General features: G+C 73.4%; 20 protein-coding genes and 1 pseudogene. 11 read left to right on the top strand and 10 right to left on the bottom strand.

Going from position 1 to position 19,013, the window contains the following annotated elements; all coding sequences use genetic code 11:
* The 3 genes and pseudogenes from ASG05_RS16895 to ASG05_RS10490 all read right to left on the bottom strand — a co-directional run.
* Window positions 1-334: pseudogene (locus ASG05_RS16895) on the bottom strand (hypothetical protein); the annotation flags it as partial.
* Complete coding sequence (locus tag ASG05_RS16890; RefSeq protein WP_056260370.1) at window positions 316-534, bottom strand: hypothetical protein; 219 nt, start codon at window positions 532-534, stop codon at window positions 316-318. The gene ASG05_RS16890 and the pseudogene ASG05_RS16895, both read right to left, overlap by 19 nt.
* Window positions 531-1,109: a molybdopterin-dependent oxidoreductase gene (locus ASG05_RS10490; protein ID WP_056260369.1), complete on the bottom strand. Its 579-nt coding sequence runs from the start codon at window positions 1,107-1,109 to the stop codon at window positions 531-533. The genes ASG05_RS16890 and ASG05_RS10490 overlap by 4 nt, the downstream gene beginning before the upstream one ends.
* Window positions 1,110-1,263: 154 nt before the next feature.
* Between ASG05_RS10490 and ASG05_RS10485 the strand changes: the two genes are divergently transcribed.
* From ASG05_RS10485 to ASG05_RS10470, 4 genes are all read left to right on the top strand, one after another.
* Window positions 1,264-1,884, top strand: a complete 621-nt coding sequence (locus ASG05_RS10485) for a superoxide dismutase (protein WP_055976080.1) — start codon at window positions 1,264-1,266, stop codon at window positions 1,882-1,884.
* A gap of 164 nt (window positions 1,885-2,048) precedes the next feature.
* On the top strand, window positions 2,049-3,308 hold the full coding sequence (locus ASG05_RS10480) for a sensor histidine kinase (protein ID WP_056260367.1): 1,260 nt from the start codon (window positions 2,049-2,051) through the stop codon (window positions 3,306-3,308).
* Window positions 3,305-4,042 (top strand): response regulator transcription factor, encoded by a 738-nt coding sequence (locus tag ASG05_RS10475; RefSeq protein ID WP_056260365.1) that lies wholly within the window; start codon window positions 3,305-3,307, stop codon window positions 4,040-4,042. The genes ASG05_RS10480 and ASG05_RS10475 overlap by 4 nt, the downstream gene beginning before the upstream one ends.
* A complete protein-coding gene (locus ASG05_RS10470; protein WP_056260363.1) occupies window positions 4,039-4,989 on the top strand; it encodes a hypothetical protein in 951 nt (316 codons plus the stop codon). Before ASG05_RS10475 ends, ASG05_RS10470 begins: the two co-directional genes overlap by 4 nt.
* Before the next feature lie 50 nt (window positions 4,990-5,039).
* Here ASG05_RS10470 and ASG05_RS10465 read toward each other — a convergent pair whose 3' ends face one another.
* Both ASG05_RS10465 and ASG05_RS10460 read right to left on the bottom strand, forming a co-directional pair.
* The gene (locus tag ASG05_RS10465; RefSeq protein WP_056260361.1) at window positions 5,040-5,717 is read right to left on the bottom strand and encodes a ScbR family autoregulator-binding transcription factor; all 678 of its coding nucleotides are present in this window, start codon (window positions 5,715-5,717) and stop codon (window positions 5,040-5,042) included.
* 246 nt (window positions 5,718-5,963) lie between these two features.
* Window positions 5,964-7,025 carry an EamA family transporter gene (locus tag ASG05_RS10460; protein ID WP_082486716.1) on the bottom strand — a complete coding sequence of 354 codons (1,062 nt, stop codon included), beginning with the start codon at window positions 7,023-7,025 and terminating at the stop codon, window positions 5,964-5,966.
* 71 nt (window positions 7,026-7,096) lie between these two features.
* Between ASG05_RS10460 and ASG05_RS10455 the strand changes: the two genes are divergently transcribed.
* Genes ASG05_RS10455 through ASG05_RS10445 form a run of 3 tightly spaced genes read left to right on the top strand, consistent with a single transcriptional unit; the run spans window position 7,097 to window position 8,552 of the window.
* Entirely contained in the window at window positions 7,097-7,999 is a 903-nt protein-coding gene (locus ASG05_RS10455; protein WP_056260359.1) for a LysR family transcriptional regulator, read from the top strand.
* Between the two features lie 44 nt (window positions 8,000-8,043).
* Complete coding sequence (locus ASG05_RS10450) at window positions 8,044-8,295, top strand: type II toxin-antitoxin system Phd/YefM family antitoxin (RefSeq protein WP_056260849.1); 252 nt, start codon at window positions 8,044-8,046, stop codon at window positions 8,293-8,295.
* Complete coding sequence (locus ASG05_RS10445) at window positions 8,292-8,552, top strand: Txe/YoeB family addiction module toxin (RefSeq protein ID WP_056260357.1); 261 nt, start codon at window positions 8,292-8,294, stop codon at window positions 8,550-8,552. The genes ASG05_RS10450 and ASG05_RS10445 overlap by 4 nt, the downstream gene beginning before the upstream one ends.
* A 10-nt stretch (window positions 8,553-8,562) precedes the next feature.
* On the opposite strand, the gene ASG05_RS10440 is transcribed toward ASG05_RS10445, so the two are convergent.
* Window positions 8,563-9,894, bottom strand: a complete 1,332-nt coding sequence (locus ASG05_RS10440) for a M23 family metallopeptidase (RefSeq protein WP_157490176.1) — start codon at window positions 9,892-9,894, stop codon at window positions 8,563-8,565.
* 339 nt (window positions 9,895-10,233) lie between these two features.
* On the opposite strand from ASG05_RS10440, the gene ASG05_RS10435 reads away from it, so the two are divergent.
* On the top strand, window positions 10,234-11,304 hold the full coding sequence (locus tag ASG05_RS10435; RefSeq protein WP_056260353.1) for a glycoside hydrolase family 6 protein: 1,071 nt from the start codon (window positions 10,234-10,236) through the stop codon (window positions 11,302-11,304).
* A gap of 48 nt (window positions 11,305-11,352) precedes the next feature.
* Here the strand turns inward: ASG05_RS10435 and ASG05_RS10430 are convergent, their stop codons facing one another.
* The gene (locus tag ASG05_RS10430) at window positions 11,353-11,760 is read right to left on the bottom strand and encodes a MerR family transcriptional regulator (protein ID WP_157490175.1); all 408 of its coding nucleotides are present in this window, start codon (window positions 11,758-11,760) and stop codon (window positions 11,353-11,355) included.
* A 97-nt stretch (window positions 11,761-11,857) separates the two neighbouring features.
* Between ASG05_RS10430 and ASG05_RS10425 the strand changes: the two genes are divergently transcribed.
* The gene (locus tag ASG05_RS10425; protein ID WP_082486631.1) at window positions 11,858-13,495 is read left to right on the top strand and encodes a SulP family inorganic anion transporter; all 1,638 of its coding nucleotides are present in this window, start codon (window positions 11,858-11,860) and stop codon (window positions 13,493-13,495) included.
* 151 nt (window positions 13,496-13,646) lie between these two features.
* On the opposite strand, the gene ASG05_RS10420 is transcribed toward ASG05_RS10425, so the two are convergent.
* Window positions 13,647-14,864 (bottom strand): C40 family peptidase, encoded by a 1,218-nt coding sequence (locus ASG05_RS10420; RefSeq protein WP_056260350.1) that lies wholly within the window; start codon window positions 14,862-14,864, stop codon window positions 13,647-13,649.
* 105 nt (window positions 14,865-14,969) lie between these two features.
* The gene (locus tag ASG05_RS10415; RefSeq protein ID WP_082486630.1) at window positions 14,970-15,698 is read right to left on the bottom strand and encodes a DUF1992 domain-containing protein; all 729 of its coding nucleotides are present in this window, start codon (window positions 15,696-15,698) and stop codon (window positions 14,970-14,972) included.
* Between the two features lie 159 nt (window positions 15,699-15,857).
* Between ASG05_RS10415 and ASG05_RS10410 the strand changes: the two genes are divergently transcribed.
* Window positions 15,858-16,274: a hypothetical protein gene (locus ASG05_RS10410; protein WP_056260348.1), complete on the top strand. Its 417-nt coding sequence runs from the start codon at window positions 15,858-15,860 to the stop codon at window positions 16,272-16,274.
* Between the two features lie 105 nt (window positions 16,275-16,379).
* On the opposite strand, the gene ASG05_RS10405 is transcribed toward ASG05_RS10410, so the two are convergent.
* The gene (locus ASG05_RS10405) at window positions 16,380-16,871 is read right to left on the bottom strand and encodes a hypothetical protein (RefSeq protein ID WP_056260346.1); all 492 of its coding nucleotides are present in this window, start codon (window positions 16,869-16,871) and stop codon (window positions 16,380-16,382) included.
* 322 nt (window positions 16,872-17,193) lie between these two features.
* Here ASG05_RS10405 and ASG05_RS10400 point away from each other — a divergent pair, with 322 nt between their 5' ends.
* Window positions 17,194-18,381 (top strand): BMP family protein, encoded by a 1,188-nt coding sequence (locus ASG05_RS10400; protein WP_082486629.1) that lies wholly within the window; start codon window positions 17,194-17,196, stop codon window positions 18,379-18,381.
* Window positions 18,382-19,013 lie beyond the last annotated feature (632 nt).

Below are 19,013 nucleotides of genomic sequence, written 5' to 3'. Positions count from 1 at the left end.
CCCCCGAGCCGCCGCCGATCAACTGCACGGGGGCCGAGGCCGGCGGGGTCGCCCCCTCGGGCTCGGGCAGCACGGCGTGCACGGCCGAGTCGGGTTCGAACTCGGTCGGCGGCCAGACGAACCAGCCGCCGATCGGGCCGCGCACCTCGACCGGGTCGCCCGGCTCGGCCGTGTCGACGAGGTACGGCGACACCTCGCCGTCGTCGAGCCGCTCGACGGTGACCTCGACCTGCGGGACCCGGCCCGCGCCTCCTGCGCCCGCCGCGCCTCCTGCGTCGGCCACGCCGGTCACGGCCCCCGAGGCCCGGACGTCGCTCAGCGAGTACGACCGCACCGCCGGTACCCGTCGTCGGCGGTCAGCCGCAGGTCGACGTGCTGCCCGGCGCGGGCGGGCCGCAGCCCCGGCACGGCCAGCGTCAGCGACCGGGCTCGTGGGGACTGCGCGACCGACGACACGATCGTGGCCGGCAACCAGGCGTACGCGTCGGCGGCGAGGTCTGCCTCGGCACCGCCCTCGGCGTCGGACCCGCTCACGCGTACCGTTCTTCCTTCCACGGGTCGCCGTGGGGGTGGTAGCCCATGCTCTCCCAGAAGCCGCGGCGGTCGGTGGCCATGGTCTGGATGCCCTGCAGCCACTTCGCGCTCTTCCAGAAGTAGAGCCCGGGTACGAAGAGACGGGCGGGTCCGCCGTGCTCGGCGTGCAGCGGCTGGCCCTCGTAGGTGTCGACGACCCACGCCTTGCCGCCGAGCAGCTCGTCGAGCGGCAGGTTGGTCGTGTAGCCGCCGTGGCTGGTGGCCATGGCGAACCGGTGCGTCGTCTCGAGACCGTCGAAGAGGGTGTCGAGCGAGACGCCGCGCCAGTGCGTGCCGAGCTTCGTCCAGCTCGTCACGCAGTGGATGTCGGTCTCGATCGCCTCGTGCGGCAGGGCCTGGAAGTCGGCCCAGCTGAGCGAGCGCTGCCCGGTCTCGGTCGCGACCTGGAGCTCCCACCGCTTGATGTTCGGCGTCGGGCCGGCCGACAGCACCGGGAACCCGCTCTCGAGGTACTGCCCCGGGGGCAGTCGCGGGTCGGCCGCGCGCCGCTTGCCGAAGCCGGTGAATCCTGCCATGGTGCGCCTCCTCGGGGTGGGTCGTGCGTCCGTCAGCCTACGCACGGGCACCGACGTCGAGGGGCCGTGAGGCTGCGTCCGCGCTGGGAGAACCTCGACACCGGCATGGGTGGAGGTCGTACGGTGGATGCAGGTCAATTCGAAAGGACCCCACATGGCTGAGTACACCCTGCCCGATCTGCCCTACGACTACTCCGCTCTGGCGCCGCACATCAGCGCGAAGATCATGGAGTTGCACCACTCCAAGCACCACAACACCTACGTCACCGGCGCGAACACGGCCAACGCCGCCCTCGCCGAGGCCCGCTCGACGGGTGACCTGGCGAACGTCAACAAGCTCGAGAAAGACCTGGCCTTCAATCTCGGCGGCCACGTCAACCACTCGATCTTCTGGACGAACCTCACCCCCGAGACCAGCGAGCCCACCGGCGACCTGCTCGAGGCCATCGGCCGCGACTTCGGCGACCTCGAGAAGTTCAAGGCCCACTTCACGGCCACCGCGCTCGGCGTGCAGGGCTCGGGCTGGTCGGTGCTCGCCTACGACGTCCTCGGCCAGCGCCTCAGCGTCTTCCAGCTCTTCGACCAGCAGGGCAACGTGCCGTTCGGCCTCGTCCCGCTGCTGATGCTCGACGTCTGGGAGCACGCCTACTACCTCGACTACCAGAACGTGCGCGCCGACTACGTCAAGGCCTTCTGGAACATCGTGAACTGGAGCAACGTCGAGGCCCGCCTCGCCGCCGCGACGACCAAGACCGACGGTCTGATCACGCTCTAGTCCGACCCTCCGCACCACGCCGACGGCGCGTCCCCACCCGGGGGCGCGCCGTCGTCGCGTGTCCGGCGCGACGTCTCGTCCCCACCCCCGGCGCGTTCGTCCTCAAGGATGAAAACCCCGAGGAGGCGCGCGCGGCCCGCCGACGACGCCTTACGGTCGTCGACATGGACACCATCCCCGACGACCTGCGCACCTGGGTGCCGCGTCTCGCGGCCCCCGTCGCCGCCGTGGTCTTCGTGCTGCTGTGGACGATCGCCGAGACCGGTCGGGGCGACCTCGTCGAGAACGTCGTCGTCTTCGCGCTGTTCGGCATCGCGATCGGCCTCGCGGTGTGGATGCCCTGGACCGCCGTCGCGGTGATGACGGTCGTTCCGGCCCTGCAACTGGCGGGGTGGGTCGAGCCGCCCGAGTCGACGACGTGGCCCACGTACCTCGCCATCGCGTTCGTGGCCTTCTTCGCGGCGTTCGCCCCCTCGATCGCCGTCCGCCTGGTCGCCCTCGCCGCGGCCGGCCTCGCCTCGGGGCTCGCCGCGATCGCGATGGCCGTGCCCACCCTGGCCCGACCGTACGTCTGGTCGTCGTGGGTCGGCGGCGGGCAGGGCACGCGCACCGACGTCATCACCCTGGCGGCCTCGCTGTTCGGCGCCGCCGCCGCGGCCTGGGCCGTCGGCATCTTCCTGTCGAGCGTGCTGCGGGTCCGCCGCATCGGGCAGGTGCTCGAACGCACCGAGACGCGCTTCCACGAGACCGACGTCGAGCTGCGCCTCGCCCACGACCGGGCCCGCATCTCGCGCGACGTGCACGACGCGCTCGCCCACTCGCTCGCCGTCGTCGTGTCCCAGGCGCAGGGCGCCCTCGCCCTCTCGGCCACGCGCCCCGAGGTCGTCGACCAGGCGCTGCGCACCATCGCCGACGTCGGCCGTACGTCGCTGGTCGACGTGCGCCACCTGGTCGAGCGCATCCAACAAGACGCCGACGACACCTCGCCCCGCGAGACGATCGCCGACCTCGACCGGTTGGCGACGACCATGCGCGACGTGGGCATGACCGTGACCCTGCGGCACCTCGGCGACGCCGCCGAGCTGCTGCCGTCGCAAGAGCTCGCGGTCTTCCGCATCGTGCAAGAGAGCCTGACCAACGCCCTCAAGCACTCCGGCTCGTCGAGCACGGTCGACGTCGCGCTCGACTGGCGCGGCCCCGGCCTCGCCCTGCTCGTGACCTCGTCCGGCGACGCTCCGCTCGTGGCCGCCCGTCGGGGCACCGACCGGGGCACCGGCATCGCCGGCATGACCGAGCGCGCCCGGTTGGCCGGCGGCTGGTTGACCGCCGAGCTCGGCGACGACGGCGTGTTCGTCGTCACCGCGTTCGTGCCCACGCCCGAACCGATCGGCGTGCTGCAGTCCTGGACGGAGCAACCCGCATGACCGACGTGACGAGCGCGGTGACGCGCACCGCGCCTCCTGCCCTGGTGCGGGTGGTCGTCGTCGACGACCAGCCGCTGTTCGCCTCCGGGCTGCAGATGCTGATCGAGGCGCAGCCCGACCTGGTCTGCGTGGGCACCGCCGTCGACGGGGCCGCCGGCGTGGCTCTGGTCGAGCGCGAACGGCCCGACGTCGTGCTGATGGACCTGCGCATGCCCGTGATGAACGGCCTCGAGGCGACGACCCGCATCGTGGCCGCGGCGGGCAGCGACCCCGATGCGACCCCGCGCGTCGTCGCCCTGACGACGATCCAGCGTGACGAAGCCGTGTTCAGCGCGTTGAAGGCCGGCGCCTACGCGTTCTTGACCAAGGACGCCACACCCGACGAGGTGCTGACGACAATCCGGGCCGCGGCGGCCGGCGAGCCGGTGCCGACGGCGGCCGCGGCGCTCGACGTCGTACACGCGTTCGCCGTGCCGACCCGCTCGCCGACGAGGCGCACCGCGCCCCTCGAGGTGCTGTCGCCGCGCGAACGCGAGATCTTCCTGCTTGTGGCGCGGGGCCTGAGCAACGCCGAGATCGCCGAGAGCGCGTGGCTGAGCGAGGCGACCGTCAAGAGCCACGTGCGAGCGGTGCTGCAGAAGCTGGGCATGCGCAACCGGGTGCAGATCGTCGTCTTCGCCTACGAGAACGACCTGGTGGGCCCGGCACCCACCGACGAAGGGGGCACCCGATGAGCGACCGGCACGGCACGGCGCACCACGCCGTCTCGACACGGCAGCGGCGCGCGAAGCGCCTGACACTCGGCGCCGTGGTGGCGGTCGTCGTGGGCGTCGTCGCGTACGGCATCCCCGCGAACGCGGCCTACGCCCTGCCCGACCTGCCCGAGAAGGACGTCGACGCGTGGACGATGCCGCTCGACCGGTACGTGCCGATCGGTCAGAGCTCGTCGAACTACGCCGAGCTGCTCGTCGTGCAGCCGTGCATGCTCGACGCCGGCTACGACGAGTACGTGCTGCCGTGGCGTGACGTGGCGGCAGCCGACCGGGCGGACGAACTGTCGATGAACGGCTCGCTGCGCCTCCGGGCCTTCGACCTGGCGACGGCCGAGACCCGCGGCTACCACGCCGCCTCGGTGGTCGACCCCGGGGCCGCGGACTGGTACGAGTTCGCGATGCAGTCCTGGACCGCCGAGAAGTCCGACCAGCTCGACACCTGCGTGCAGCGTGCTCACAAGACCGTGCCGTCGTTGGACGACTACTACAACCGGACCCAGTCGCTCGTCCGCCTCAACAACGCGGCGTTCGAGGGCGCTCGGCACGACCCGTCGGTGACCGCCACCTGGGCCGACTGGCGCTCGTGCATGCAGGCCGCCCGGGTCGGCGACGTCGCGGACGACCCCTCGGGCATGCCGACCCTCGACATGGTCGACCGCTTCGAGACGCTCGACTCGAGCACGCCCCCCTCCGTCGACGAGCTCGAGATCGCGACGGCCGACGCCCGGTGCCGCGAGTCCTCGGGCTATCGCGACGCCCTCTACGAGGCCGAGTGGCAGCGTCAGCTCACGGTGCCGCACGACGACGGCGAACTGCTGGCGCAGATCGACACCGCCGCCCTGGCCGCGGACGACGCCGAGGTGCGACGCGTGCTCGCCGAGCTCACGCCGGCCCGACCGACGACCTGACCGGGGGCGCACCCCCCCGTCGAGGGACTGGAAAACCGGACGTCCAGTATCTATTCTGGGTCCGCAGAGGACACGTCGGGGGACGGGGGAACGTCCGACGGCCTGATCAGCGGGGGCAACGAGCTGGTCAGGCCCTCGCGACCGGGGGACACCACGGTCGGCAGCACGAACGCCCACATGTCGCGCAGCCGGTCGAAGAGGTCGGCTCGGCCGGTGAGGGCCTGCGACACGATGTGGACGCCGGCGTACGACCCGACGACGAACCGGGCGACGCTCTCGACGTCGGTGTCGGCGCGGAAGTCCCCCTCGGCGACGGCCCGGTCGACGAGCCCCGAGATCTGGGCCTGCCAGTCGAGGTAGGGGTGCTCGACCTGCAGGTCGCGACTGGGCGACTGGGTGGTCAGGCGGATGCCCGCCGTGACGAGCACCTCGGTGGTCAGCTGCGTCGCGAGCGACGCGCACGAGAGCATGAGCGCCTCGGCACCGCTGCCGGCGGTGGCGGACACCTGGTCGGCGTACGCCCGAGAGAGGGTGTGCTGCTCGGTGATCACCGCGTTCGCCAGGTCGGCCTTCGACCGGAAGTGGAAGTACAGCGCGCCCTTGGTCACGGCGGCGGTCTCGGCGACGAGGTCGAGGGAGGCCTCGCTGTAGCCGTGCTCGTCGAAGACCATGGCGGCCCCGCGGATGATGGCGGCACGGGTGGCCAGGGCACGTTTTTGCTGGGGCATCGGGTGGGTTTCTCCTGCGGGTCGACACGGTGCCCTGCGAGGCACCGCACGGCCTCCCCCCGACGGCCGCTGCACACGTTACCGGGGCGACCTGCGCCCTCCGAACGCGGCCGGGGTACGCGCGGCGAAGCGTTTCGGGGTACGACCGACCGGTCCGCCCGGGGCGGACGTCCAGCCCCGCTCTGCGCTGGCGGGCGGGCGGTCCGCTCGGCCACGAGACCACCACGGTGCGGACGGGGGAGCCCGTCAGCGCCTGACGGCCGGCCCGGGAGGCGCGGTGCCGGTCTCCGCGACGGCCACCGACCCGGGCGGGGCGACCCGCGCCTCCTCGGGGTCGTCGACCACCGCGCGGCCGTCGTCCGCGGTGCGGTCACCGTGGGCAGGACGGTCGTCGCCCGCGGCACGACCATCGCCCGCGCCGAGGTCGCCGCCGGTCGGGCGTGCCCGGGGCACGCGGCTGGCGTAGAGCACGCCGCCGACCACGGCGACCCCGGCGACGAGCTCGACCGTGTCGGGCACCTCGCCGAACGCCAGCCACGACGCCAGCACGCCGACGACCGGCACCAGCATCGAGAACGGTGCGACGGTGGCCGAGGGGTAGACCGAGAGCAGGCGGGTCCAGATGCCGTAGCCGACGAGCGACGCGATCAGCACGAGGTAGAGCAGGCAGAGCACCGAGGGCAGCGCCTCGAGCGTGAAGACGGTGCCGAGGCTCTCGCCGATGCGAGCCGGCCCTTCGACGGCGAACGACAGGGCGAGCATCGGGACGGGCGCCACGATCGACATCCAGAGCGTCAGGTGCAAGGGGTTCGGCGGCGCGGCCCGGCGCACCGCGACGTTGCCGATCGCCCACCCGAGGGCCCCGCAGAGCGTCAGCACGACGGGCAACAGCGCGGCGACCTGCGACCGGTGGCCGGCGATGACGACGAGCCCCACGACGGCGATGCCGATGCCGACGGCCTGCCGACGCGTGATGCGCTCGCGCAGCCACACGCCGGCGATCACGACCGTGAACGGGGCGGACGCCTGCAGCACGAGCGAGGCGAGCCCCGAGGGCATGCCCGCCGCGATGCCCAGGTACAGGAAGGCGAACTGCAGCATGCCCAGGGTGGCCCCCACCAGAAGGAGGCGCGACCACGGGATCGCCGGACGCGGCACGAGCAGCACGGTCGGCACCGCGAGCAACGTGAAGCGGAGGGCCACGAGCAAGAACGGCGGGAAGTGCTCGAGGGCGATCGCCGTCACGGGGAAGTTCACACCCCAGCAGACGGCGACGACGAGGGCGAGGAGGCGGTCGCGGACGGTCACGGGTCCATCGTCGTGCACCACACCGTTCAGGACCAGGCCCGATCATCGCGTCGTCTTTGTAGGCTGCCTTCATGGACTTCACCCACCTCGACCTGCTGCGCGAGCTGGCCGATCGCGGCAGCGTCACGGCGGTCGCCGAGGCGACCCACCGGTCGCCCAGCGCCGTGTCGCAGCAGCTCAAGACGCTGCAGCGCCAACTGGGCGTCGAGCTCGTGCGCCGGGTCGGGCGCGGCGTCGAGTTGACCGAGGCCGGACGGGCGCTGGCCCGGGCCTCGGTGGGCGTCGCGACCGCGGTCGCCGAGGCCGAGGCCGCGTTCGAAGCGGTTCGCGGCGGCACCGGGGGCGTCGTGCGGGTGTCGATGTTCGCGTCGGCGGCCGAGCTGCTGCTGCCGGGGCTCCTGCACCGCATGCGGGCCCACGCCGGCATCGAGCTCGAGGTCGCCGACCGTGACGTGTCCGAAGACGAGTTCGCGCCCCTGACGGCCGACTTCGACGTCGCCCTCGCCCACCGGTCCGACGGCGTGCTGCCCCCGGGCCGCGAGGCGCTCACGGTCGTGTCCCTGCTGCGCGAACCGCTCGAGGTGGCCCTGCCGCTCGACCACCCGCTGGCGGACCGCTCGCACGTGGCGATCGACGACGTCATCCGCGAACCCTGGATCGGCGTGCCCGAGGGCTACCCGATCGACCGCGTGCTGGTGTCGATGGCCCTGCAGTCGGGCGTCGCGCCGCTCGTCGTGCACCGCACCGTGCACCTGCCCCTCATCGAGGACCTCGTGGCCGCCGGCCACGGGGTCGCCCTCGTCCCCCGCCACACCTCGGCGTCACGGGCCCCCGGCAGGTTCCACCTGGCGACGCTCGAGAACGTCCGGGCCGGCCGCCACCTCGAGGCCCTGATGCGCCCCGACCGCGCCGCCCGCCCGGCCGTCCGCACCGTCGTCGACGAGATCCGGGCCGAGGCGTCGTCGATCTTGTGACGCGAGTCCTGGTGACGTACAATTTCCTGTACTCAGGAGGTGCCATGAAGACACTCACGTATTCCGAGTCCCGCGCGAACTACGCGGCGACGCTCGACTCGGTCACCGACGACCGCGAAGAGGTCGTCATCACCCGGGCCGGGCACGATCCCGTCGTGCTCGTCGCCTTGGACGACTACGAGTCCCTGAAGGAGGCGGCGTACCTGTTGCGCAGCCCGGCGAACGCCCGGCGACTCCTGGGGGCAGTGGAGCGCTTGAGCGACGGTGGCGGGAGTGAGCGCGAGCTGCACGAATGAGGATCGTCTTCGACGAGGACGCGTGGGACGACTACCTGTACTGGCAGACACAGGACCGGAAGGTCCTGAAGCGCATCAACGGCCTGATCCGCGACATCGAACGCAACGGGAACGAAGGCATCGGGAAGCCAGAGGCACTCAAGCACGGATTCCACGGTTTCTGGTCCCGACGCATCACCGACGAGCACAGGCTCGTCTACAAGGTGACCGAGACGGACGTCCTGATCGCTCAGTGCCGGTACCACTACTCGGACTGAGGCCGGCCGCTCAGCGCACGCCCTTGGTCGCGAGAAAGGCCACGGGGTCGGTGGCGACGCCGCCCCGGCGCACCTCGAGGTGCAGGTGGCAGCCGGTCGAGCCACCCGAGGTGCCGACCCCCGCGATGTTCTGACCGGCCTCGACCTGCTGGCCCACCGAGACGTGGACGCCGCTGCGCTCCATGTGGGCGTAGGCGCTGCTGACGCCGCCGCCGTGGTCGACCACGATCAGGTTGCCGTAGCCGCTCGACGGCCCGGCGTAGCTGACGCGGCCGGCCGAGACGGCGTAGATCGGGGTGCCGCAGCTCGCACCGAAGTCGGCACCGGCGTGCAGCGCGTACTCGCCCGTGATCGGGTGAATGCGGTAGCCGTAGGCCTGGTACGAGCTGTACGACCGGATCGCGGTGACCCACCCGGTGCCCGGGTCGGGCACGGTGACGCCCGGGCCGGGGCCGCCCGTGCCGGGAGCGATGGGGCCGGTGCCGGTGCCGGTGCCGCCCCCGGCGACCGGCGCGGGTCGGGCGGCCGCCGCCGCCGCGGCCGCGGCAGCCGCCCGGGCCTGGGCGTACGCCTGCTCGAGCGTCAGACGGTCGTCTTCGAGCAGGGCCGCCTGGGCCGCGAGGGTGGCCCGCTCGTCGTCGACGGCGGCGAGGTCGGCCTCGGACGTCACGCTCGCAGCCGCCGCCTCGTCGAGGGCGGCCTGCGCGTCGTCCGCGAGTCGATCGCGTTCGGCGAGCGCGACGGCGGCCTGCTCGGCCAGCGAGGTCGCCAGGCTGTCGGAGGCCTGGGCGCGCTCGCGCAACCGGCCGACGTTCTCGCCGAGCTTGCTCGACAGGCTGAGGCCCCGCAGGACGTCCCGCGCGCCGTCGCCCGCCGACAACAGGTCGCCCACCATGCCCCCGCTGCCGGGTCGGGCCATCAGGGCGGCGGCCTGGCCGACGACCCGGCGCGCCGAGTCGGCGGTCTCGCGGGCCTCGGCCCGGCGCGTCTCGAGGTGTTCGTGTCGCGCCGTGGCCTCGTCGACGGCCGCCTGCGCGTCGCCCAGGACGCGGCCGGCCTCGTCGGCCGACGCCCGTGCGGCGTCGGCGCGGGCCGAGGCGTCGTCGAGCGCGGTCCGGATGACGGCGAGCGCCTTCTCCGTCGCGGTCTCGTCGTCGCGCGCCGCGACGACGGCCTGCCAGGTGGGGACCGCCGCGACGGCAGGGTCGGGGACGACCACCGTGGCCAGCAGGGCCAGCACCAGGACGAGGGAGGCGGCCCACCCCCGGCGGGGCAGGGAGGCGGCCCACCCCCGGCGGGGCAGGGCGGCAGTGTGACGGGAGGGGCGGTCCGAGGGGTGCATGGCTCTCCGTCTGTCTGGTGCGGACGCGGTCGGGTGCGGACGCCGTCTGGTGTGGACGCGGTCGGGTGCGGACGCGCGTCGGCGGCGGTGCAGGGGGTCCGCGCTCGGGCTCGCGGATGCTCGACCGTATCGGGGCGGGCAGGAGGCGACGGACGCGGGCGCCGGTCACCGCGCCTCCTCGGGGGTGGCGTCGGGCTGGGGACGAGTCGTCGACGCAGAACCCGGCGAGGTACGGCGGTGTCCCCCTTTCGGCCCCTGTGGGCGAGGGGGCATCCGTGGTCGACTGTCCCTTCCACCACCGTCGGGGCAGAACCCCCGACTGCGCCGAGAGAGGCGCCGATGGCATCGTCCCGCCCCACCCCGGCCACGCTCGGACTGTTGGCCGCGGCGGTCGTCCTCGCGCTGACGGCGTGCTCGTCGGGCGACAGCACCCGCCCCGAACCGACCGACGGGCCGTCCACGCCGAGCCCGACCCCGACCTCGCAGGCGACGCGCGTGACGCCCGACACGATCCGGACGGCCCCGACCGGGGCGGTGTTCCACGGCGGCATCGCGCTCGAGCCGAACTCGCTGGCGGTGCGGGCCGAGGCGACGCTGAGCGCCGACGGCGAGACGGACGCCGCCCGAGCCGCCGCCCTGATCGCGAAGCGCCCGGTCGCGATGTGGATCGGCGACGGGTACGACGACGCCCGACTCGTGTCGGTGATCACCGACTACCTCGCCGCCGCCGAGCGGCAGGGCGCGACGCCCGTGTTCGTCACCTACGCGATCCCCGACCGGGACTGCGGCAACTACTCGGCCGGCGGGCTGTCGGCCGAGCGCTACCCCGCCTGGAACGCCACCATCGCGGCCACCCTCGCCGGGCACCGCGCCGTCGTCATCGTCGAACCCGACTCGCTCGGCATGCTCAGCCGGTGCCCGCAGCTGGCCGACACGCGCCTCCCGCTGCTGAAGCAGGCGGTCGCCGACTTCGCGGCGGCCGGCGTGCCCGCGTACCTCGACGGCGGCAACTCGCACTGGGTGGCGCCCGAGGTGATGGCCGAACGACTCGAGGCGGCGGGCGTCGACCGGGCACGCGGCTTCTTCACCAACGTCGCGGGGTTCTACCCCGTCGGCGACGAGCAGCCCTACGCCGAGGAGCTCGCCGCGATGACGGGCGGCAGCCGCTACGTGATCGACGTGTCCCGCAACGGTCGCGGCTGGAAGGGCACCTGGTGCAACCCCGAGGACGTCGGCCTCGGTCAGGACCCCCGCGTCGTCGAGGACGACGGACGCCTCGACGCCCTGCTCTGGGTCAAGACCCCCGGCATCAGCGACGGCACCTGCAACGGCGGCCCGGCGGCGGGAGAGTGGTACCCGTCGTACGCCGAGATGCTCGTCGACCGGCGGCCGGAGTGGGCCCGCAGCTGACCCGCGGCCGGCCGCCCGGCCACCGCGGCGGGCCGACACCCGCGGCGCTCAGCGCAGGCGGGCGCGCAGCAGCTCGAGGAACTCGTCGGCCATGGCGAGTTGCCGCTCGAGCTTGGCGCGGCGTTCGACGGTCTCGTCGACGAAGGCGGCCAAGGAGGCGCGGGTCGCCTGAGCGTGCCCGTCGCCCTCGTCGTCGTGGTCGTCGGCACCAGCGTCGAGCGCGCCGACGACCCGCAACAGCTCGGCCATCTCGTCGAGGCTGAACCCCAGCGGCTTCATGCGCCGGATCACCATGAGCCGCAGGTAGTCGTCGTGCGTGTAGAGCCGGAACCCGCCCTCGCTGCGGCCGGACGGCGTCAGCAGGCCCACCTCGTCGTAGTGCCGGATCGTGCGCAGCGACATGCCGGTGCGGTCGGCCAACTCGCCGATCTGCATCGTGGCGGTCTCGTCGGGCATGGGGTCTCGTCTCATCTCTACCCTCACGTGAGGGTAGGGTTGCATCGTACGGCAGTGTCGCCGGTCCCCATTCTTCCGCACACCCCTGGAGTCCCTCGTGACCGCTGCCCCCGACGCCGACCGCGCGCGCCCCGAACCCGACGCGCGATCGGCCCGCCCCGCCGACACGGTGCTGTCCGTGTTGCGCAACCCGCGCCTCCTGACCCGCGAGGCCCTGGCCGGCGTCGTCACGACGCTCGCCCTCGTGCCCGAGGTCATCTCGTTCTCGGTGATCGCCGGGGTCGACCCGATGGTCAGCCTCGTCGCCTCGATCGTGCTGGCGCTGGTCATGTCGGTGCTGGGCGGGCGGCCGGCGATGGTCACGGCCGCAGCGGGGTCGGTCGCCCTCGTCATCGCGCCGCTGGTGCGCGAGCACGGCACCGACTACGTGCTGCCGACGGTCGTCCTGGCCGGGCTCGTGCAGCTCGCGTTCGGGCTGGCGGGCCTCGCCCGCCTCATGCGGTTCATCCCGCGGTCGGTCATGATCGGCTTCGTCAACGCCCTGGGCGTGCTGATCTTCGTGGCGCAGGTGCCGCACATCATCGACCAGCCGTGGGTCGTCTACCCGCTCTTCGCGTTGACGATCGCGATCGTCGTGCTGCTGCCCAAGGTGACCAAGGCCGTTCCGGCACCGCTGGTCGCGATCGTCGTCGTCACGGTGATCGCCGTGGCCGCCCGCCTCGACGTGCACACCGTCGGCGACGAGGGCCCGATGGGCGGCGGCCTGCCGGGGCTGACCCCGTGGCTCGCGCCGTTCACGCTCGAGACGTTGCAGATCATCTGGCCGACGGCGCTCAGCGTCGCCTTCGTCGGTCTGATGGAGACCCTGCTGACCGCCAAGCTCGTCGACGACATCACCGAGACGCCGTCGCACAAGGGCAAGGAGTCCTGGGCGCTCGGCGTCGCCAACATCGCGGCCGGCTTCTACGGCGGCATCGCCGGGTGCGCCATGATCGGGCAGACCGTGGTCAACGTGAAGATCGGCCGGGCGCGCACGCGGGTGTCGACGATCGCCGCGGGGCTCTTCCTGCTGCTGCTGGTCACCGGGCTGAGCGCCGTGATGTCGACGATCCCGATGGTGGCGTTGGCGGCGGTCATGATGATCGTGGCGATCACCACCGTCGACTGGCACTCGCTCAGGCCGTCGACCCTCCGACGCATGCCCGTGCCCGAGACACTGGTCATGGTGGTCACGGTCGCCGTGGTCGTCGCGACGAACAACCTCGCCCTCGGCGTCGCCGTCGGCGTGCTGCTCGCCATGGTGCTGTTCGCCCGCCGGGTGGCGCACGTCATCACCGTCGAGCGCCACGTGACGCCGGGCGCTGTGGCCGACACCGAGGCCGGCTCTCGCACCGCGGAGGCCTCGAACGCCTCGGAGGCCTCGGGCGCCTCGAACGCAGGAGGCGCGGGCGCCGTCGTCGACGGAGCCCCGGTACCCGAGACGGTGCGGTACGACGTCGTCGGCCCACTGTTCTTCGGCAGCAGCAACGACCTCGTCGAGCACTTCTCCTACGGCGACGACCCGGCGACCGTGGTCGTCGACCTGTCACGCGCCCAGGTCTGGGACGCGTCGAGCGTCGCGGCCCTCGACTCGGTCGACGAGAAGTTCCGGGCGCACGGCGTGACGGCGACCTTCGTCGGGCTCGACGACCGGAGCGAGGCCTTCCACGGGAGGCTGACCGGCCGCCTCGGGTAGCGGGTCGGTGCGGGGGCTCGACCCGCGCCTCCTCGTCGTGTACCGACGCCCGCCCTGGCCACTGCCGGCCGATGACCGTTCAGGAACGACCCGCAGGAGTTCGACGGTCGGAGACCGACGGGCCGTGCCGACGGGTCGACCCCGTCCGCGCTCAGCCGTCGATGCGGACGAAGTGGTGCGCCTGGTTCCAGATCGGGCGGACGTCGACGAAGCCGCCGGGCTTCGGGGCGTCGAGGATCATGCCGTTGCCGGCGTAGATGCCGTCGTGGGCCAGGTTGTCGAAGACGACGAGGTCGCCGGGCACCGCCTCGGACTCGGGGATCGTCCGGCCCTCGGTGTTCTGCGTGGGCACGTAGTGGGTCAGCTTGATGCCGAACTGCGCGTAGACGAAGGTGATCAGGCCCGAGCAGTCGAACTTCGACGGGTCTTCGCCGCCGTGCACGTAGGGCGTGCCGATGTACTGCAGCGCCACGGCGAGCACCTGGTCGCGGTCGAGCTCGGGGTAGAGCGGGGTCGCGAGGTAGTCGGCCGTCGTCGGGCCCTCGTAGGTCGTGTTCGCGGCGGCCTTGCGGTTCTGCAGGTTCTGCGTGACGACGTCGACCATCGAGGTGGCCGAGTAGGCGTCGCGGGCGGTTTCGTCGGACTCGTCGGTCAGCGACGCCGTGTCGACCGAGAAGCTCTGCGAGCCCAGCGACGACCGGGCCGAGGCACCGGACGCGACGGCCTGCGCCTCGTCTCCGGTGGTGGCGAGCAGGGGCAGCACGCCACTGGCGGCGAACCCGACGATCGCGGTGACGATCGAGAGCTTCTTCACGGCGGTGCCGACGGTGCGGGCGGCTCCGGCGCCGGCCGTGCCCCCACGGGGCGCCGAGGCCGGACGGGCGGCCACAGCCTGGGCTCGCCGGGCACGACGCGACAGGCGGGTCGACACGGCGCGGGTCGACGCGGTTCGGGTCGACGCGGTTCGGGTCGAGGCGGTTCGGGTCGAGGCGTCGCGAGCGGCACCCGAGGAGGCGCTGGCCGAGGCCGACGCGCGACCCGCGTCGGTCTCGGCCGAGGTCTCGAGGCCAAGGGTGGGGCTGATGCGTGCGGGGGCGTCGCTACGACGAGGGCGGACGCGGGGGGCGACCGCGGCCTCGGCGGCGCCGACGAGGGCGGCGCACTCGACGAACGACTCGCGGTGCGAGGTGGGGAGGACGTCGCGACGGGCGCGCCGTTCGCGACGCTCGACGGCGAGTCGGGCCGAACGCTCACCGAGCGGACGGGGCCCGGTGGCAGCCCGTGCCGTTGGGGCCTGACCAGCACTTTCGTCGTGACCTGAGGTCGCGCCACCCTGACTCGTGGAGGTCGGGTCGGCGGGCTTCGTCACGCGTGCGGTCCTCTCGTCAGGGGGTGGTGCGAACACTCGACCCTAGCGCGCATCATCCTTCAGGTGTAGTTGAGCCCAGAAAAAGGTCACAGATCGGTCACGGGATCATGCGGGTGATTCGTCGGCGGGTGATCCGGGGTCACCCCCACGCGACATCGGATCGTCGGAGCCCCGGCCCTGGCCGCGGCTCTGGTCGCGACCGCCACGGCGCTCGAGCTCGCGCCGGTCGATCTCACGCCGCCGGAGCTCTCGCCGCAGCGCCCGCCGCTCGCGCCAGCTCGGCGGCGGGGGCGGCACGGCGGCGGCCTCGGCGGCACGCCGCGCCTGCCGTCGCTCGTGCCAGAGCAGCACCTCGGCGTCGACGTCGCGCGTCGGCGTCACGACCGGCGGACCCCCCGACAGCTGACGTCGCGCCTCGACGATGCGGGCGTTGAAGTCGTCGAGGTGCGACCGCACGGCGGCCTCGGAGCGCAACCGGTCGAGCTCGGCGTGCAGCCCGCTGCTCTCGGCCCGCAGCGACAGGGCCGGCGGGGCGAGCCCGGTGAGACCCTCGCGCTCGATCAGGCCGCGGATCCACCAGTCGGGGTCGACCGTGCCGCCCGCGAGGCCGGGCAGCGGCTTGCCGGCGAGCGGCAGGTCGTCGAACTCGCCGCGGGCGATCGCGAGGTCGATGGCCGTGCGCGCCCAGGCCCGCATCTCGGCGGCCGTGCGGGTGTCGCGGGGCGCGTCGTCGCTCGGCACGTCGCCGTCGACCCGGTAGCGCGCCGCCTCGACGCGGTGGTCGCGACCGGGCGGTCGACCTTCGGGCCGTCGACGTGGGGGATCTGGGGTCATGCGCCGCGCCTCCTGCGCTCGTCTCGTCGGGGCGGGCCGTGCCCGGCCGCCACCCCCGGCCTCTCGGGGGAGGCTGGTTCGTGGCGTCGAGGTTACGCCGCACCACCGACACCGGCCGGGCCTAGCCTGGAGGCCCTACCCGCCGCCCGAGGAGGACCGATGCGCGACGCCGCCCCACCCGCCCCCGCGACGATCTCGACGGCCCACGTCCTGTGGATCGTGGTCGTCGCGCTGGGAGTCGTGGGCGCGGTCGTCGTGATGCTGTTCGGCGGCCCGGCGCGGATCTCGACGTCGGGCGGCACCCTCGCCAGCCCCCGCGGAGCCGACATCGCGGGCGGCGTGTTCGCCATCGTGCTGGCCCTCGTGCAACTCGCCATCGCCCGGTCGATGCGCGACGGGCGGCGGTGGGCGCGGACCGCGCTGCTCGTCCTGACGATCTTGCAGGTGCTCGGCACCCTGAGCGGGGCGAACGGGGGCGGGGTGCTCACCTGGGCCTCGGTCGCCTGCGCGGTCGTCGCCTGCCTGCTGATGCTGCTGCCGCCGTCGACCGCGTTCTTCGAACGGCACGCCCGCTAGCTCGGGCCGGGCGTCGCCGAGGAGGCGCGGGTCGCGTCGCCGAGGAGGCGCGGGTCACGTCCCGAGGAGGCGCGGCGCACTGGCCGGGCGGGCCGGCGGGCCGCGTCAGACCGAGCGCCCCCGTCCGCGGGCACGCAACACGTCGACGACGACGGCGCCGACCACGGCCCCGGCACCGAGCAGGGCCAGGACGGTGCTCGAGCGCACGAAGTCCGAGCGGCGACCGCGCGGCAGTCGACCGGAGGCCAGGTCGTGCAGCAGCTGCCCGGACGCAGCCAGGCAGGCGGACTCGGCCTCGGCGTCGTGCAGCGACCAGTCGGGCACCGACACGTCGCCGATCACCGTGACGTCGCCGTCGTCCGCGTCGAACCAGACGTCGATCGGAGCACGTCGCGGGCCCGTGATCGTCAGCACGCGCGACTGCCAGCCGACCCGGCGCAGGGTAGTGCCCGGCACCTCGTCGCCGACCCACGAGTGGACGACGCGAAGGCGTCCGCTCTCTTCGGCGGCGGCCAGGTCGAGTGCCCGCCGGAGCCGGTCGACGAACGGCGGACGCTCGGGCTCGGGCAACGAGATGGTCGGCATGCCTCGGTACATGCCGACAGTGTGCCCCGCCCGCCTGGACGCCACCGCACCCGCCGCACCCCCGCCAGCCCGGTCCCCGACCCGACACGCACGCGAACAGCCGGCAACTCAGGAAAACGACGACCCCGACACCGCCAGGAGGCGCGGCGTGCGCCGATCCCCTGACTTGCCGACACCAAGCGCGCAGCGACCGCAGCGGGCGCGGGTCGGACCGAGGCACCGGTCGTGCGCGTCACATGCTTGGCACGGAGGCCCGCAGGCAGTTGACTGTGTCCACCGCCCGGCCCGCACAGCCGGCACCCCACAGCACACCCGTTCCCGGAGGTCCCGCCTCATGCCCGTCCGCCCCGCCGCACCCGCAGCCCCCGCAGCCCCCGCCGCCGCACCCGCAGCCCCGGCACGCCCCACCACCCGCTCTCGAGCCGGCCGCGCCGGGCACGGTCCGTCGTCGCGCCTCCGCCACCCGCGCCTCCTCGGGGTCGCCGGCGGCCTCGCCGGCCTGGCCCTGCTGGCCGGCTGCGCGAGCGCTCCGTCCGAGGCGGGCCCCTCGGGCAGCGCCGCCGCGGGAGAGAACTGCGCCCGCATGGTGACGAACTCGGGCGGCCTCGACGACCGGTCGTTCAACCAGTCGAGCTGGGCGGGCCTGCAGAAGGCGGAGAAGGACGACGGCATCCAGGCCCGCGTGCTCGTCTCGACGACCGAGAACGACCTGGCCCCGAACGTCGCGCAGGCCGTCGGCTCGGGCTGCGGCTTCGTGCTGACGGTCGGCTACGAGCTCGCCCCCGCCACCGAAGAGCAGGCCGCGGCCAACCCCGACATCGACTTCGCCATCGTCGACGAGACCGTCGACGCCCCGAACGTCAAGCCGATCCTGTTCGACACGGCGCAGGCCTCGTACCTCGCCGGCTACCTCGCGGCGGGTGTCAGCAAGTCCGGCAAGGTGGCGACCTTCGGCGGCGGCAACCAGCCCCCGGTCACCCTGTTCATGGACGGCTTCTCGGACGGCGTCGACGCCTACAACGCCGCGCACGACACGAGCGTGCAGCTGCTCGGGTGGTCGAAGGAGGCGCAGGACGGCTCGTTCACCGGCGACTTCGAGGACGTCAACAAGGGCAAGCAACTCGCCCAGGCCCTGATCGACCAGGGTGCCGACGTGATCATGCCGGTCGCCGGCCAGGTCGGCGAGGGTGCGGCGTCCGCGGCACTCGCCACCGGTGGCGTCAACGTGATCTGGGTCGACAACGACGGCTACGACACGCTGCCCGCCGAGTACCGGCCCGTCGTCCTGACCAGCGTGATCAAGGACACCGAGAAGGCCGTCCAGCAGATCGCGGTCTCGTCGACCGACGGTACTTTCACGAACGAGCCCTACGTCGGCACGCTCGACAACGGCGGCGTCGACATCGCACCGTTCCACGACCTGGAGTCGTCGGTCAGCCCCGAGCTGTCCGCCGAGCTGGACGCCCTGCGCGACCAGATCGCGAGCGGCGCCGTGACGGTGACCTCGCCCAGCCAGCCGTAGGTCGGGCAGGGCGTCGGCGTCGAGGGCCGGCGCGCCCCGGCCCGAAGAGGGGGTGCGGCCGGGCTCGAACGGCGGGCGGCCCCTCCCCTACGATCGCCCTCATGAACCGAGCAGACCTCAGGACTCAGGGATCGGCGTTCATGCTGTCCCACCCCTACCTGATGGCCCTGATCGGTCTCGTCTTCGTGGCGACCATCGTGTCGATGGGCTTCGGCGTCGGGTGGGACCTCTCGGCCGACGTCGGCGGCGGACGCCGCCACGCACCGCTCTGGGTCATGGTCTTCGTCGGGCTGCCCTTCTCGGCTGCCGTGATGGTGGCCGGTGTCGTCCGCCAGGTCCACCTGAACCGTGCCGCCCGGCAGCAGCGGGCCGAGGCCCACGCACTGGTGTCGTCCCCCGGGCGCATCGTGCCGGGTCGTGAGGCGCGAGCGGGTCGTGACGCGCCGGGTCGTCAGACGGCTGAGGATCGCGACGTGCCGGGTCGTCAGGCGCCCGCGGGTCGGGCAGGGGCCCGGGCGGCGTCGCGGGTGACGGTCGCGCCCGCGGCGGGACGGTCCGCGCGTCGGGCGCCTGCGGCGTCGGACGCGGCCGAGTCCCCGTTCGCCCCGGGGCGGGCGGTGGCCCTCCCGTCG

Source organism: Frigoribacterium sp. Leaf186 (assembly GCF_001423905.1).
In the GTDB taxonomy this organism is placed as follows: domain Bacteria; phylum Actinomycetota; class Actinomycetes; order Actinomycetales; family Microbacteriaceae; genus Frigoribacterium.
This window is presented reverse-complemented; position numbering and strand designations above follow the sequence as displayed.